The organism is Arthrobacter sp. P1_B9, assembly GCF_056406495.1.
In genome coordinates, this window is sequence record NZ_JBFUAA010000011.1 from 99,178 (window position 1) to 114,276 (window position 15,099).

General features: G+C 68.4%; 11 protein-coding genes. 6 read left to right on the forward strand and 5 right to left on the reverse strand.

Features of this window, described 5'->3' with window-relative positions; all coding sequences use genetic code 11:
* The 4 genes from AC1D1A_RS15575 (at nucleotide 1) to AC1D1A_RS15590 (ending at nucleotide 3,758) form a co-directional block, all read left to right on the forward strand.
* The gene (locus AC1D1A_RS15575) at nucleotides 1–240 is read left to right on the forward strand and encodes an SHOCT domain-containing protein (protein WP_476948104.1); all 240 of its coding nucleotides are present in this window, start codon (nucleotides 1–3) and stop codon (nucleotides 238–240) included.
* An 8-nt stretch (nucleotides 241–248) separates the two neighbouring features.
* Nucleotides 249–1,694: a multicopper oxidase family protein gene (locus AC1D1A_RS15580; RefSeq protein ID WP_476948105.1), complete on the forward strand. Its 1,446-nt coding sequence runs from the start codon at nucleotides 249–251 to the stop codon at nucleotides 1,692–1,694.
* A gap of 761 nt (nucleotides 1,695–2,455) precedes the next feature.
* Nucleotides 2,456–3,064 carry a DUF305 domain-containing protein gene (locus AC1D1A_RS15585; protein ID WP_476948106.1) on the forward strand — a complete coding sequence of 203 codons (609 nt, stop codon included), beginning with the start codon at nucleotides 2,456–2,458 and terminating at the stop codon, nucleotides 3,062–3,064.
* Between the two features lie 175 nt (nucleotides 3,065–3,239).
* Nucleotides 3,240–3,758, forward strand: coding sequence for a DinB family protein (locus AC1D1A_RS15590; RefSeq protein ID WP_476948107.1), 519 nt, complete (start codon nucleotides 3,240–3,242; stop codon nucleotides 3,756–3,758).
* 80 nt (nucleotides 3,759–3,838) lie between these two features.
* Here AC1D1A_RS15590 and AC1D1A_RS15595 read toward each other — a convergent pair whose 3' ends face one another.
* The 4 genes from AC1D1A_RS15595 to AC1D1A_RS15610 form a co-directional block, all read right to left on the reverse strand.
* Complete coding sequence (locus AC1D1A_RS15595; RefSeq protein WP_476948108.1) at nucleotides 3,839–4,858, reverse strand: GNAT family N-acetyltransferase; 1,020 nt, start codon at nucleotides 4,856–4,858, stop codon at nucleotides 3,839–3,841.
* 21 nt (nucleotides 4,859–4,879) lie between these two features.
* Nucleotides 4,880–8,515, reverse strand: coding sequence for a thiol reductant ABC exporter subunit CydD (cydD, locus tag AC1D1A_RS15600; protein ID WP_476948109.1), 3,636 nt, complete (start codon nucleotides 8,513–8,515; stop codon nucleotides 4,880–4,882).
* Between the two features lie 8 nt (nucleotides 8,516–8,523).
* On the reverse strand, nucleotides 8,524–9,573 hold the full coding sequence (gene cydB / locus AC1D1A_RS15605) for a cytochrome d ubiquinol oxidase subunit II (protein WP_230008859.1): 1,050 nt from the start codon (nucleotides 9,571–9,573) through the stop codon (nucleotides 8,524–8,526).
* A 62-nt stretch (nucleotides 9,574–9,635) separates the two neighbouring features.
* Nucleotides 9,636–11,231, reverse strand: a complete 1,596-nt coding sequence (locus AC1D1A_RS15610; RefSeq protein WP_476948110.1) for a cytochrome ubiquinol oxidase subunit I — start codon at nucleotides 11,229–11,231, stop codon at nucleotides 9,636–9,638.
* Nucleotides 11,232–11,550: 319 nt separating this feature from the next.
* Here AC1D1A_RS15610 and AC1D1A_RS15615 point away from each other — a divergent pair, with 319 nt between their 5' ends.
* Complete coding sequence (locus AC1D1A_RS15615) at nucleotides 11,551–11,937, forward strand: BlaI/MecI/CopY family transcriptional regulator (protein ID WP_018772400.1); 387 nt, start codon at nucleotides 11,551–11,553, stop codon at nucleotides 11,935–11,937.
* A gap of 6 nt (nucleotides 11,938–11,943) precedes the next feature.
* The gene (locus AC1D1A_RS15620) at nucleotides 11,944–12,933 is read left to right on the forward strand and encodes a M56 family metallopeptidase (RefSeq protein ID WP_223917105.1); all 990 of its coding nucleotides are present in this window, start codon (nucleotides 11,944–11,946) and stop codon (nucleotides 12,931–12,933) included.
* Between the two features lie 39 nt (nucleotides 12,934–12,972).
* On the opposite strand, the gene AC1D1A_RS15625 is transcribed toward AC1D1A_RS15620, so the two are convergent.
* Complete coding sequence (locus tag AC1D1A_RS15625) at nucleotides 12,973–15,081, reverse strand: DNA gyrase/topoisomerase IV subunit B (protein ID WP_018772397.1); 2,109 nt, start codon at nucleotides 15,079–15,081, stop codon at nucleotides 12,973–12,975.
* Nucleotides 15,082–15,099 lie beyond the last annotated feature (18 nt).

Consider the following 15,099-nt stretch of genomic DNA (forward strand, 5'->3'; position numbering starts at 1 on the left):
ATGAATATGGCCTGGATGTGGATGTGGGGCATTCTCCTGCTCATCGGCATAGCGCTGCTGGTACTGGTCGCCGTGCGCATGTTTGCCGGAGGCGGCAGTCACAGCGGGATGCAGGGACCGCAGGGGCCCTACCCGGGCAGGAGCCGGGCCCGGCAGATCCTCGATGAACGCTTTGCCCGGGGTGAACTGACGGCGGAGCAATACCGCGAGCAGCTAAAGGTTCTCGGCGAGGACCAATAGTGCTCCCAATGAGCCGCCGGAACGCGCTCCTGCTGGGCGGCCTCGGCACGGCAGCCGTAGCCGCCGGCGGAGCCGGGCTCTGGTGGACGGTCAGTTCCCGGTTCGCGTCCGTCGCGGGCGGAGACTTCACCGAGCCGAAGCAGCTGCGCAGCAGCAACGGACAGTTGCAGGTCCGGCTCGAAGCGTCAGCTGGCTCAGTGCAGCTCGGCGGCCAGCAGGCCTCGGCGCTTGGCTACAACGGCGGAATCCCCGGCCCAACCCTGCGTTTGAGGGGTGGGGACGTGTTCGCCGTCGAGCTGGTCAACAGCATGGACGTCCCGACAAACCTGCACGTCCACGGACTCCACGTTTCACCCCAGGGCAACGGAGACAACGTTTTCAACGTCGTCGAGCCCGGCCACTCGTTCCGCTACGATTACCGGCTCCCTGCGGATCACCCGCCCGGCGTGTACTGGTACCACCCCCACCATCACGGCATGGTCGCCGATCAGATTTTCGCCGGCCTGTTCGGTGCGATCATCGTCGAGGACGCACAGCCCGTGGACGTCAGCCGCGAGCGGGTGATGGTCGTCTCTGACATCACCCTGGACGGCTCCGGAACCGTCGCCGGCCCCTCGCCCATGGACCGGATGCTCGGCCGGGAAGGTGAACTTGTCCTGGTCAACGGCCAAAGCAACCCGAAACTTTCCGCCCGGCCGGGCGAGCGTGAGCGGTGGCGGATCGTGAACGCGTGCGTGGCCCGCTACCTGCAGCTGCGCCTGGACGGGCAGCAGATGCAGCTCCTCGGCATGGATTCCGGCCGCTTCCCCACACCCTGGAACGTGGACGAGGTGCTGCTGGCGCCGGGCAACCGTGCAGATGTCCTGGTCACAGCTGTCGAGGGCGACGCCACTCTCGGTGCCGTCTACTACAACCGTGGCAGCATGGCCGGCGTGATGGGGCCGGCAGGGCCAGCCCCCAACGGCGCGCAGGGCACAGGGGATCTCGTGCTGGCGACCCTCTCGGTCTCCGGCGCCCCGGCCGCTCCTCCTCCGGCGGTGCCGGCCCGGCCCGCAGCGGCAGACCTGAGGACCGCGGCCGTTGCCGCTCGCCGGCAGCTGACCTTCGCCGTCGGCGGTATGGGGATGGGAATGACTTTCACCATCAACGGCCGTGAATTCAACGCAAGCCGGACGGACACCACCGTGGCCGCGCAGACGGTGGAGGAGTGGACCCTGATCAATCCCAGCCCGATGGACCATCCTTTCCACCTGCACGTCTGGCCGATGCAGATCATCGAAGAACAGAGGCAGGCGCCGGGCCAGCCCGTCTGGCGTGACGTCGTCAACATACCCGCCAACGGACAGGTGCGGGTCCGGATCCACTTCAAGGATTTCACCGGCCGCTCCGTGTACCACTGCCACATCCTGGACCACGAGGACCAAGGAATGATGGGCGTCATCGAAGTCCGCTAGCCCAGCGGGAGCAAGTATCCCGACGACGGCCCGGCCAATGCGCAGCCTGTAGCCTTAACCTGGCTACCGTCCAACACTGCCAACCGGAGGGAGAATGCCATGGCCGCAGCTTTCATGGGCCATGCCGCAACCGCCCTTCGCCGCGGATTCCTGCTAGTGGGCCTGCTGGCCGTCATGGCTGGATTCCTCGGGATGCACATCATGACCGGAATGCATGGCGCTCATGCCATGACCGCGGTGACATCCTCCGCGGAAACCGCGGGGTCGTCTTCCCGGCCGGAGACCGGCCTCGCACCTCATCCGGCCGCCCATGCCCTGCAAGAGCGCACCATGGGCCATGACTCCTTGGCTCCGCGCCCTGCGACCCCAGCCGGTCCCGACCTGACGGCCGACAGCCGGGCCGCTGCCCCAGCGGCTTCGTGCGTATGCCAATCGAACTGCGCCGACGCTGCGTCAATGCACTCGGCCTGTGTGCCCTCGGCGGCAATGACGTCCCTGGCCGCGCCCCCGCCTGGCACGGCACCGGCCTCAATGCACAACCCGGACACGCACGGCGACGCCGCCGTCAGGGCCTACTTCTATCGCCCCGCAAGTCCTTCGCCGGGCGATCTGTCCATCAGCCGGACGTAAGACGGGATCGCGCCGTGTCGTGCCCGGCGTCCCTACTTACCCGACACGCTCCATCCCGTTCTTCCAGCGGCGCGGGCGTGTCATCCGCAGGCGTGCCACAACGCCGATTGATGATTGAAGGACTTGACCCCATGAAGAAAACCCTGACCATCTCTGCCACAATTTCTGCCTTCGGCATTTCCGCCGCCATCGCCCTTGCCGGCTGCGCCGGCACCTCCGGAAGCACACCCACTAACACCATGCCGGGCATGGGCATGGCATCCAGCTCAGCCCCCGCAACCGCAGACCACAACACGGCAGACACCATGTTCACCCAAGGGATGATCCCGCACCACGCCCAGGCCGTGGAAATGAGCGACATGATGCTCAGGAAACAGGGCATGGACGTGCGGATCACCGCACTCGCCACCAAGATCAAGGCCGCACAGGCACCCGAAATCGCGCAGATGACGGGCTGGCTCAAGACCTGGAACGAACCCACCCAGATGGCGTCCGGCCATGGCATGGGCGACGGGATGATGGGCGACGACGACCTCAAGACGCTCGACGCCGCCCAGGGCAACGACGCGGCCAAGCTGTTCCTGGCCCAGATGATCGCCCATCACGAGGGCGCGGTGATGATGGCCAAGACTGAAAGCAGCCAAGGCAAGAACCCGGACGCCCTCAGCCTCAGCAAGGCAATCGTGACCGCCCAGGAAGCTGAAATCCAGGAGATGAAGGACCTGCTGGCCAGCCTCTAGCAGCGTCCCGGCCCCGGTCCGTCTTCGGACCGGGGCCGTCAACTGGGCGGCCACGGCCGACGTCGTCAAAGCATCGGCCGACGGCGGTGCTGCTTTGGCCTCGTACCTGGGTGCCGCACCGGCTGCAGCGACGGGTCGGGATGCCCGGCGGAACAAATGCACCTACACTGCTGGAATGCCTATCATTCCGGATTCCAAGGACTGGACTTGGGTCCTGTCGCGGCCCTGCCCCGAGTGCGGTTTCCATGCCTCCGCCGCGACCCCGGCCACGGCGCCGGGGATCGTCATCAGCATGCTCCCGCGGTGGCGTGCAGCCCTCCGACGTCCGGACGCGACGGAACGGCCCAACGAGGCAGCGTGGTCCGTCCTCGAGTATGGCTGCCACGTCCGGGACGTCTTCACGCTTTTCGATCACCGCCTGTCCCTCATGTTGTCCGAGGACGATGCCCGGTTCGATGACTGGGACCAGGACAAGACGGCAATCGAGCAGGACTACGCCAACGCCGATCCAGCCCAGGTCGGCGTCGAGCTGACGGCCGAGGGCGAGCAGATTGCAGCGTCCTTCGCACGGGTAACGGAGGAGGATTGGGTCCGCTTGGGGACCCGGAGCAACGGCTCAGTGTTCACTGTCCTGACCTTCGCGCAGTATTTCCTGCACGACGTCGTCCACCATCTCCACGACGTAGACGGCTAACGCGCAGAACTGGCGCGCGGACGGCAGCCACGCGGACGGCCGGCGGGCAGGCGCAGGTCTGCGGTTCCCCGAGGCGGCCCCTACGGCGCTGCCGGCTGAAGCTCCTTGTCCCACGCCATGCTCCGGTTGACGGCCACATAGCCCATCTTGATGTAGAGCGCGAGGGCCCCGGTCGGGTTTTCCGAGTCGACATCCAGCGAGGCCACGTCCATGCCCGCGGCCGCGAAGCGGCGCATGGCATCGGCCAAGAGCACCTGCGCGATGCCCCGGCCACGGTACTCCCGCCGGACGCCGAGGAGCTCCGTGTAGCCTTCGCGGAAGCCGCGGGTCAGGGCGGCCCCGACGTCGTGGGTGGCCAACTGGTACCCGGCCACCGTGCCGCTAGAACGGTCCAGCACGACGCCGCTCAGGTCCGGCCGGGCCTGCGGATCATTCACCACAAAGCCCCAACCCTCCTGGTCGCGGGGCTCGCTGCCCCAGTGGTCCCGGAATGCCGCGTTGTGCGCCAGCCGCACCGGTTCATGCAACTCCGGCCCAAAAGTGACGAGCTCCAGTCCGGGGTCCAGGGAGGATTCAGGCACAGCCTGGTTCAGTGGCCGGTGCATCTCGTTGTAATAGCGGACAACGCCGTAGCCGGAACCGGCAAACAAGGCGGCCTGGTGCTGGTGCTGCTGTTCGGTATGGAGCCGCAGTCTCGGGCGCGGGACGTCCCCGGTCCCCCCGTCCTCGGCAAAGCGGTCCCTGGTCCGCTGTTCCATCCAGCCCAGCACCGAGGTGCCGATCCCGCTCCCCTGCCACTCGGGGTCAACGCAGCCGGAGCCGTTCGCCTTGTCACCGTCGCGGTTCTTGGTGATCCGGCCGTAAGCCCGGGCAACGCCCTCCGGATCGAAGCCGATGATGGTGTTTGCCGTTGCCGGGTTATTTTTCGACTCCAGGATCTGTTCCAGATCCGCCTGGCGTTCGAACCAGACGGGTTGCTCGACGGCGGCCGTGCGGGCAATCAGCCCGGCCCACGCGTCGAGGTAGCGGCGCTCCGCCGGCCGCCAGGACAGCCGGGGATCGAGTGCGGGCCGGGGGTGGAGCTCGCCGTTGCGGTTCATGGCAACAGGCTAATAGGCGGGTTACCCGCGCGCCAGCACGGCTGCCGCCGCTGGACCCTCGCCCGCGGCGCCCACGGCGGCAGCCGCGGCTGCGGCGTCCAGGTCCAGCCTGGTGTCCGCGGCGTCGATATCGTCCGGGTTGTGGGTGACCAGGACAACGGTCCGGTCGCGCAGCCCGTCGCGCAATTCGGCGAGCATGAGCCTGCCTGACTCCGCATCGAGGTGCGCCGTCGGTTCATCGAGCAGGATGACGTCGGCCCCGGTCATGAGCGTGCGCGCAACGGCCAGGCGCGTACGCTCTCCGCCGCTGAGGAAGGCCCCGCCCGGGCCGATCCGGGTGTCCAGGCCGGCCTCAAGCCGGGCCAGCATCGGGCCGAGTCCGACGGCGTCGAGGGAAGCCCGCATCTGCTCGTCCCCGTTGGCCACCACGGCGCCGCCGGGTCCACGCTGCGCACTGTCCGTCCTGGCGGGAGCTGGCTCCGGCCGCGCCAGGAGAAGGTTGCCGCGGATGGTCGAATCGAACAGGTGTGCCTCCTGCGGGCACCAGGCGGCGCGTCCGCTCAGGTACAGGTGGCCGCCGGCCGCCGGCAGGAACCCCAGGACCGTGGCCAGCAGGGTCGATTTGCCGGAGCCGGAGGCGCCGGTGACGGCCAGCCAGCGCCCGGGGCCGGCCTCGGCCGTGAGTCCGCTGAAGACATTTCCGCCGCCAGGCCACGCGGCAGCGAGGTCCACGAGTTCAATCCCTGGCCGGCCGCCGGGCCGCGAAGCCACGGGCACCAGTCCACCCGTTGCGGCGCCGCCGTCCGCGTCACTGACCGCCCCCGCCTCCAGGACTCCTGCCGCGCCGATCCGCCGCATCACGGCGCGCAGCGCGGGATACTGCCGCACGGCCGTGGTGATGGCCGCGTAAGGGTCCACCAGGGCCAGCTGCACGAGGACGACGACGGCAACAGTCTCCGGTTCGACCGCGCCGCTCAGGGCGAGCGGGGCGGCCAGCACGGCGCTGGCCAGGGCGGCCCCGGCACAGGCCAGGACGGTCAGGGACTGGCCGAGACCTTCCGCCCATGCCGACCGTTGTGAGGCTGCCGTCGCGGCCCGGTCCGCCCGGCCAATCGCATTGAGCACGGGGGCGCTGACGCCGTTCGCGTGCAGTTCCGCGCGGGCGTCCAGGGCTGCGGCAACGTGACGGAGCACGCCGGAACGGAGGTTTTGTTCGGTGCCGGCAGACATGCGGTCGGCGGCCAACGCCAGGGCGGGGGCAACGACGATGCTCAGCAGCGCTGCCGCGGCCACGGCAGGCAGCGCAGCGGGAAGCAGCAGCCCGATCCCGGCCACTGCGGCCGCGGCGACAGCGACGGCGGTCACGGGCGGCAGCACGACGCGGGGCAAAAGCTCGCGGACCGTGTCGACGTCGTCCACCACCGTGCCGAGTACGTTGCCGCCCTGCAGGAGCCGGCGCAGGGACAGCGCCCGGCGGCTCAGCGACTCCCAGAGCCGGCCCCGGAGCCGGGTCAAGGCGGCGAACACGGCATCGTGCAGCAGCAACCGCTCGGAGTACCGCAGGCACGCCCGGCCGACGCCGAAAAACCTCACGCCGACGATCGCGGTGAGCAGGTACAGGATGGGCGGCTGTTCACTGGCCCGGATGATGAGCCAGCCGGACAGCCCCGCGAGGGCGACGGCGAACAGGGCCGCCAACGTGCCTACGGCTCCGGCGGCGGCGAACCGGCCCTTGACCGGGGCCAGCAGGCGACGCAGCTGGGCAGGGACCGAACCGGACGGGCCGGACGGGCCGGAGCCGATTGAGCTGACCGAACCGGCGGCCGCGGCAGGAGCGGGGCCGGTTTCGGGGCGGCCCGGGGCCGGATCCGGGGTCGGGGTTGGGTCCGGGGTCTGGCTTTGGCCCGGCGCCGCGGCGTCCACGAGGAAGGGCGCCCGGGTGGCCGCCGCCTGCACGCCCGGCTCTCCCCCGGCGGATGCCGGCAGTGGCGGGACGAGGGCCGGAAGTTCACCGCCGTGGTGGCCGCCGGCTCCCGGCGTAACCGCGACGAGAGTATCGGCAAGGTCCCGGGTGTGCCGGTCGTGCGCAACGAGCAGCACGGTGACCTTTCCCCGGAGCCCGGCGAGGGCCCGATTGACCAGTGTGGCCGATCCCCGGTCCAGATGGGCGGTGGGTTCATCCAGGAGCAGTACGCGGGCGCCGGCCTCGATCCTCGCCAGCCCGCGGGCCAGAGCAACCCGCCTCAGCTCCCCCGGGCTCAGCTCGGCCGGGTGCTTGGCCGCCAGGTGCCCCGCGCCCACGGCTGCCAGGCACCGCTGCGCTGCCGCATCGGCTTCCGCGCCCGCCTCGGTGCCGGCCGCGGCGGCGTCGGCTTCATCGTCGGGAACGCCCAGATACAGGCGGATCTCGTCCAGCACCGTGGAAGCCAACATGACGGGATGCTGTGGCACCCAGGCGAGATCCGCCGTCGTGAATCCTCCGAGGCGTCCGGACACGGCGGTCCCCGCGTCCGTCCCGATGGTCCCGGCGAGGACTCCGAGCACGGTGCTCTTGCCGGCGCCGCTGGCACCGTCGAGTGCCGTGATCTGGCCGGCGGCGGCGGTGAAGCTCAACGGTCCGACGGCGGCGTCCGTGCGTCCGCCGAAGCGGACGGTCAGTCCGTCCACGGTGACGGCGGGCGGGCCGGCAGCAGGAACGGAGGCCGGCGTCGGATCCAGGGGTGCGGCTCCGGGGTCCGCGAGGACCGCTGTGGTTTCGGCGAGCGCTGCCCGGCCGTCGTCGCTGGCGTGGTGTGCGGTGCCGAGCTCCCGGAGCGGAAGGTAGCAGTCGGGAGCGAGGATGAGCGCAAGCAGCCCTGCCTCAAGCGCCATGTCGCCGTTGACCAGGCGGACGCCGATGAACACGGCGACGACCGCCACGGAAATCGTCGAGATGAGCTCCAGGGCCAGGGCGGAGAGGAAGGCCGTGCGCAAAGTCCCCATGGTCCGGGAACGATATTCCTCGGACATGTCCTCCAGCGCCTGGCGCTGGGCGGAGGCCCGGCCCAGGCCCACGAGGACGGGCAGGCCTTTGGCGAGCTCGAGCATGTGCCCGGAGAGCCGTGCCAGCGCGGACTGGGCGTCCCTGACACGTTCCTCGGTGTACCGCCCGATCAGGATCATGAACAGCGGCACCAGCGGCACCGTCAGCACGATCACCACGGCGCTGACCCAGTCGGCGAACAGGATGCGGGCGCCCAGCAGCAGCGGAATGGCCGCGCAGTTCACCAGCGCGGGCAGGAACTGGGTGTAGTAGCTATCCAGGGCGTCCAGCCCCCGGGTGGCGAGCACGGCGAGGCCGCCGTCGGCGGGCCCGGCAGACCGCGTGCCGTTCCTGAGCGCCTGCTCCAGCAGTTGCGAGCGCAGCTCCTCCTTCACTCCGAGCGCCGCCCGGCGTGAGGCCACGGACTGGCCCCATACCGTCAGTGAGCGCAGCACCGCCCCCGCGGCGCCCAGAACCAGCTGGTCTGCCCAGGCGGGGTCATGAGCGGCGAGCCCGGCGAGCATCGATGCCACAGCCTGCGCCATGAGCACGAGCGAGAGCGCTTTCAGGGCGGCAAGCAGTCCCAGCAGGTAGAGGGCGGAACGGGTCGAGGGGCCGGCGGGGAACGGTCTCATCTGGGAAGTTAGTCCTTCGGTGCCAGCGCTTTGGCGGCGATCGCGGGAAGGAAGCTGTGCGCCTCCGGGATATGCGCTGCGCTCACCCGGCGCCGGAACACCCAGTACGTCCAGGCCTGGTACGCCAGGACCAGCGGCAGCCCGATGCAGGCCACGATGCTCATCAGGCCCAGGGTGTAGTCGGAGGACGAGGCGTTGGAGACGGTGAGATTGAACGCGGGATCCAGCGTGGACGGAAGGACCACGGGGAAGGCGGCACCGAAGATGGAGGCGCTGCCGAGCAGGAGGAATGCACCCAGCGACATGAAGGCACGGCCTTCGGCACCCTTGCGGGCGAAATTCCACGCCAGGACTGCGGCGGCGACGGCGCCGACCACGGCGGCGATGGTCCACGCCTCGCCGCTGAGGAGCTGGAGGCTCACCGCCCAGCCGGCCATGGGCAGCAGCAGCACAGGCAGCAGCCGGACGAACCAGGCCCGCGCCCGGTGGCGTACCTCGCCGTCGGTCTTCAGGGCCAGGAACCCGAGCCCGTGCAGGAGGGAAAATCCGACGACGGCGAGCCCGCCGAGCACGGCGTAGCCGCTGAACCAGGCAAACGGGCCGCCCTCTCGGTCGCCGTTGGCGTTCAGCGGCAGTCCCGTGGTGGTCAGGGCCAGTGCGGCGCCGACGCCGAAGGCCGCGACGAACGACCCTGCCGAGATGGCCCAGTCCCAGCGGGCGCGCCACCGGGGGTTGTCCACCTTGCCGCGGTATTCGAAGGCGACCGCCCGGAAAATGAGCGCCACGAGGACCAGCAGGAGTGGCAGGTACAGGGCGGAGAACAGCGAGGCGTACCAGAGCGGGAACGCCGCGAAGGTGGCGCCGCCGGCGGTCAGGAGCCAGACTTCGTTGCCGTCCCAGACCGGGCCGATCGTGTTGATCAGGACGCGGCGTTCCGTGTTGTTCCGGGCGAATCCCTTCATCAGCATGCCGACGCCGAGGTCGAAGCCCTCGAGGAAGAGATAGCCCGTCCACAGCACCGCGATGGCAACGAACCAGATGGTGGGTAGCAGTTCCATGCTGAGAATCCTCTGCGTATTTTTCGTGTGGGTTGCTGGGTGGTGGGTTGCCGGGCGGGCGCCTAGTAGGCGAACGCCAGGACGTCGTCGTCGGGTTTGCCGGGACCGCCCCGGGGGGTGGTGTCCTCGTTTTCGTCAACGGCAGCGTGGGCAAGTTCCGGCATGGCAGAGGCCACGCCGCCGCGGATGTACTTGACCAGGAGCTTGACCTCCACCACCAGCAGCACAGCATAGATGGAGGTCAGGACCACGAGGGAGGTCAGGATCTCTCCGGCCGAAACTCCCGGTGAGACGGCCGCGGCGGTGAACATGAAGACCTGGTCGATGCCGCTGGGGTCCGGGTTGGGGGCGACGACGAACGGCTGTCGGCCCATCTCGGTAAAGATCCAGCCCGCCGCGTTGGCACCAAACGGTGCGAGGATCCCGAACACCGCCAGGCGCATGAGGCCGCGGGAGGCCGGCACGGTTCCCTTGCGGGTGGCCCACAGTGCTAGGAGGGCGGCGAGGGCGGCCACGCCGCCGAAGCCGATCATCATCCGGAAGCCCCAGTAGGTGACTTCCATGACGGGCACGTACTGGATTTGCTGTCCGGCGCGGTCCCCGTAGATGGGGTTGTCCGGCAGGGTGGTGCCGTACTTGGCCTGGTACTCGCCCAGCAGGCTGTTGACGCCCTTGACCTCCGTGGTGAAGTCGCCCTTGGCCAGGAAGGACAGGATGCCGGGGACCTCGATCACGGCCACGATGTCATCGCAGTTCTTGGCGCCGAGGTTGCCGACGCTGAGGACCGAGAAGCCGGTGCCATCATGGCAGGCCGCCTCGGCGGCGGCCATCTTCATGGGCTGCTGCTCGAACATGAGCTTGCCCTGCAGATCTCCGGTGACGGCGGTGCCCGCGAAGGAAATCATGGCGACGACGGCGCCGATCCTCAGCGAGCGGATCCAGACGGTGTGGTCACTGCGGTCCCGGCCGAGGATGCCGGCGGCTTCGCCGGGGATCACCTTGCCGTCGGCCCCGATGGTGTCGATGCCGTCGTGGCGGCGGCGCCACAGGTGGTACCAGGCAATGCCGAGCAGGAACCCGCCGGCGACGGCGAGGGCGCCGAAGAGCGTGTGGGGCACGGCGACCAGGGCCGTGTTGTTGGTGAAGACGGCCCACGCGTCGGTCATGACGGGCCGGCCGTTGACCATTTCGACGCCGACGGGGTGTTGCATCCAGCTGTTGGCCACGATGATGAAGTAGGCCGAGAAGACGGAACCAATGACGGCGATCCAGAGGCAGGCCAGGTGGACGGCGGGCTTGAGCTGTTTCCAGCCGAAGATCCACAGGCCCAGGAAGGTTGACTCGACGAAGAACGCCAACAGCGCTTCCAGGGCCAGCGGGGCGCCAAAGACGTCACCGACAAAGCGGCTGTACTCGCTCCAGGCCATGCCGAACTGGAACTCCTGCACGATGCCGGTGGCCACGCCCATGATGAAGTTGATCAGGAAGAGCTTGCCCCAGAACTTGGTCATGCGCAGATATTCCGGCTTGCCGGTGCGGTACCAGAGCGTCTGGATCACAGCCACCACCAGCCCGAGGCCGATCGTGAGCGGCACCATCATGAAGTGGTAGACCGTGGTGATTCCGAATTGCCAGCGTGCGATTTCCAAGGCGTCCAAGGCAGTCCCTACTTTTGGCTAGGTCCGAGCAACTTCTACGTGGCGTAGAAGTAATTCTTCTACAGAGTGTAGAACACATCGTCGCTTCCCCGTAACCCAGACTCCCACGGCACGTCACGGCCTGCAATGGAACAAAGGCCCTCTCCCGCCACCCCGGGTCGGCGGCGCGACACGCCGGGCGGCCGTGTTCTACTTCATGTAGAAAGAATGCGCAAAACGCGGTAAATTTGTAAACGAAGTATTCACACACACCGCCCCGGCAGGCACCAGCAGTTTCCCAGCATGACGCCGGCGCGGCAGGCATAGAAGGATGTACGCAATGGCAAGTCTCGGTGAACTGGAACGGGCAGTGATGGACCTGCTCTGGGCAGGCCAAGAAGCTGCGACAGCCAACACTCTGCGGGACCTCCTCGCACAAAGCACCCAGCCCCAGGACGGGAGCGCCGGACACGTGGGCAAAGACCTCGCGGTCACCACGGTGCTGACCGTACTCTCGCGCCTTGAGCGGAAGGGTCTGGTGGAACGCGAACGCGGCACCCGCCCGCACCGCTACCAGGCCGTCTCGAGCCGTGCGGACCACACCGCGGAACTCATGCACGAGGTCCTCGGCTCCGCTCCGGACCGCGAAGCCGTCCTGGCCCGGTTCATTGGTTCCGTCACGGATAACGAGGCAGAAACCCTGCGCAAGCTTTTGGGCCGCAGCTAGCGCCCGATGTTCTGGACCTCATATTTTCTGGCGGTCCTGGCGATAGCATTGGCGTGGCCGGTGCCTGTCCTCCTCTCCCGTGCCCAGTGGCCGGCCCGCTCCCCCTTCACGGCGATGCTGTTGTGGCAGGCGATCGCGCTGGCCGGTGGCCTGTCCATGATCGGCGCCATGCTGGTTTACGGGCTCGAGCCGGTCGGGGACAACCTGCTCTCCGGCCTGCGGGCGCTGGCTGGCATGGTCTTCCACAATGCCCCCACCACGGAACTGGGCTTCTGGCACATCTTTGCGCTCTCGGCCGCGGCCCTGCTGACGGCGCACCTGGTATTTACCCTGCTGCTGACCTACTACAAGATCCAGCGCCAGCGCCGCCGCCACCGCGAGCTGCTGGACCTCCTGGCGTCTCCGTCCTCCGACGGCCCGGGGACGATGGTCCTGAACGTGGACTCGCCGGTGGCGTACTGCCTGCCCGGCGGCGCACGGTCCGTGACGGTTCTCTCCGACGGCCTCATGGCCGCCCTGGAGCCCGATGAGTTGCGTGCCGTGCTAATTCACGAGAACGCCCACCTGAGCCAGCGCCACCACCTCCTGCTGTGGGCCTTCGCCGCGTGGCGCCAGGCGCTGCCGTGGCTGCCCACCACCCGGCTGGCGCAGGAGTCGGTCAACTCCCTGATCGAGATGCTGGCCGACGACGTCGCGCTCAAGACGGAGAGCAAGGCGACCCTGATCAGGGCGATTGCCATTGTGGCCAGCGGGTCCCCGGCCACCCCCGCGGTGCGCCTGGCGTTCGGCGAGCCCGGCGTGGCCGACGGCGACCCCAGCCAGCCCGGCGCCACCGGAGGCAGCGGCTCGGCGGGCACGACGGCGTCACGCGTCAGCCGCCTGCTCTCGCCGCAGCCGCCGTTGTCGGAACCGCTGCGCGCCGCTGTCCTGGCCTGCTGCGTGCTGCTCCTGGCCGTGCCGACGGCCCTGCTGCTGGTCCCCGGCCTGCTCGGCTAAGGCCGTTCTTCCGGCCAGCCCGTCCCCGCCGACGGAACGTCAGGCGTCGATGCGCTCCCGGTCCAGATTGGCGGCGCCTGCAATGATGAAGTCCTTGCGCGGCGCCACGTCCGAGCCCATGAGGAGGTCGAAAGTCTCTTCGGCCTGTTTGGCGTTCTCGATCCCGACCTTGCGGAGCGTCCGGTGCCGCGGGTCCATGGTGGTTTCGGCCAGCTGCTCGGCATCCATTTCGCCCAGCCCCTTGTACCGCTGGATGGGCTCCTTGTAGCGCTTGCCCTCCTTGGCGAGCCGCGCCAGCAGGACATGGAGCTCAGCCTCGGAGTAGGTGTAGATCATCTCGTTGGCCTTCTGGCCGGCGTTGACGACCTCCACCCGGTGCAGCGGCGGGACGGCGGCGAAGACGCGCCCCTCGTCGATCATCGGACGCATGTAGCGGAAGAAGAGCGTCAGGAGCAGGGTCCGGATGTGGGCGCCGTCGACGTCGGCGTCGGTCATCAGGATCACTTTGCCGTACCGGGCGGCGCTGATGTCGAACGTGCGGCCGGAACCGGCCCCCACCACCTGGATCAGGGCAGCGCACTCGGCGTTGGAGAGCATGTCCCCCACCGAGGCTTTCTGGACGTTGAGGATTTTGCCGCGGATCGGCAGGAGCGCCTGGAAGTCGGAGGACCGCGCCAGCTTGGCGGTGCCGAGCGCGGAGTCACCTTCGACGATGAACAGTTCGGAGCGTCCGACGTCGTCGGTACGGCAGTCGGCCAGCTTGGTGGGCATGGAGGAGGTTTCCAGCGCATTCTTGCGGCGCTGGGTTTCCTTGTGGACGCGCGCCGAGATGCGGGACTTCATCTCGCTGACGATCTTTTCCAGCAGCAGCGCGGACTGGGCCTTGTCGTTGCGGTTGGCGGAGGTCAGCTTCGCGGTGATCTCCTGTTCCACCACCTTGGCCACAATGGCCCGGACGGCGGAGGTGCCCAGGATTTCCTTGGTCTGGCCCTCGAACTGCGGTTCGGCCAGCCGGACGGTCAGGACCGCGGTCAGGCCGGCGAAGATGTCGTCCTTTTCGATCTTGTCGTTGCCGGCCTTGAGCTTGCGGGCATTGGTCTCCACGGCCTTGCGGAAGGTCTTGAGCAGGGCCTGCTCGAAGCCGGACTGGTGGGTGCCGCCCTTGGGCGTGGAAATGATGTTGACGAAGGTCCGGACCGTACTGTCGTAGCCGATCCCCCAGCGCAGCGCGACGTCGACCTCACAGTCGCGTTCGACCTCCGCAAGCTGGCTGTGGCCCTTTTCGTCGAGGACGGGGACGGTTTCCTTGAATTTCCCGGCACCGTGGAGGCGCCAGATATCCGTGACGGCGGGGTCGGCGGCGAGGAAGTCGACAAATTCGGAGATGCCGCCGTCGTGGTGGAAGACCTCTTCATGCGGGCCCGATTCTCCGGGCGTGCCGGCAATCCTGCGTTCATCCCGGACCGTGAGCTTCAGTCCGGGGACCAGGAACGAGGTCTGGCGGGCACGCGCGGCGAGGTCATCGTAGGAGAATTTGGCGTCGGGCGTGAATATCTGCCGGTCCGCCCAGTAGCGGATCCGGGTTCCGGTCACGCCGCGCTTGGCCTTGCCCACGACATCGAGCACAGAGCCGTCGATGAAGGGTTCGAACAGGGTCGCGGGGTCCGGCTTGGTGCCCGGATCCTTGAACCGGCCCGGTTCCCCCCGGCGGAAGGACATCTTGTACGTCTTGCCGCCTCGGTCCACTTCGACGTCGAGGCGGGCCGAGAGCGCGTTGACCACCGAGGCGCCCACGCCATGCAAGCCGCCGGAAGCGGTGTAGGAGCCGCCGCCGAACTTTCCGCCGGCGTGCAGTTTGGTGAAGACGACTTCGACGCCGGTCAGCCCGGTTTTCGGTTCGACGTCCACGGGGATGCCGCGGCCGTCGTCGTGGATCTCGACTGAGTTGTCCGCGTGGAGGATGATCTTGATGTCGTGGCCGAAGCCGGCGAGGGCCTCGTCGACGGAGTTGTCGATGATTTCCCAGAGGCAGTGCATGAGGCCGCGGGAGTCCGTGGAGCCGATGTACATGCCCGGGCGCTTACGGACGGCCTCGAGGCCCTCCAGCACGGAGAGGTGCCGGGCGGTGTAATCAGAACTGGGTGCCACGGGTCGTGAACTCCTTAA

What these genes read in the sequence shown, in the direction of transcription:
- AC1D1A_RS15580 (WP_476948105.1), top strand. Translation starts at nt 249, where the DNA reads ATGAGCCGCCGGAACGCGCTCCTGCTGGGCGGCCTCGGCACGGCAGCC.
- AC1D1A_RS15575 (WP_476948104.1), top strand. Translation starts at nt 1, where the DNA reads ATGAATATGGCCTGGATGTGGATGTGGGGCATTCTCCTGCTCATCGGC.
- cydD (WP_476948109.1), bottom strand. Translation starts at nt 8,515, where the DNA reads ATGAGACCGTTCCCCGCCGGCCCCTCGACCCGTTCCGCCCTCTACCTG.
- AC1D1A_RS15595 (WP_476948108.1), bottom strand. Translation starts at nt 4,858, where the DNA reads ATGAACCGCAACGGCGAGCTCCACCCCCGGCCCGCACTCGATCCCCGG.
- AC1D1A_RS15615 (WP_018772400.1), top strand. Translation starts at nt 11,551, where the DNA reads ATGGCAAGTCTCGGTGAACTGGAACGGGCAGTGATGGACCTGCTCTGG.
- AC1D1A_RS15590 (WP_476948107.1), top strand. Translation starts at nt 3,240, where the DNA reads ATGCCTATCATTCCGGATTCCAAGGACTGGACTTGGGTCCTGTCGCGG.
- AC1D1A_RS15620 (WP_223917105.1), top strand. Translation starts at nt 11,944, where the DNA reads ATGTTCTGGACCTCATATTTTCTGGCGGTCCTGGCGATAGCATTGGCG.
- AC1D1A_RS15585 (WP_476948106.1), top strand. Translation starts at nt 2,456, where the DNA reads ATGAAGAAAACCCTGACCATCTCTGCCACAATTTCTGCCTTCGGCATT.
- cydB (WP_230008859.1), bottom strand. Translation starts at nt 9,573, where the DNA reads ATGGAACTGCTACCCACCATCTGGTTCGTTGCCATCGCGGTGCTGTGG.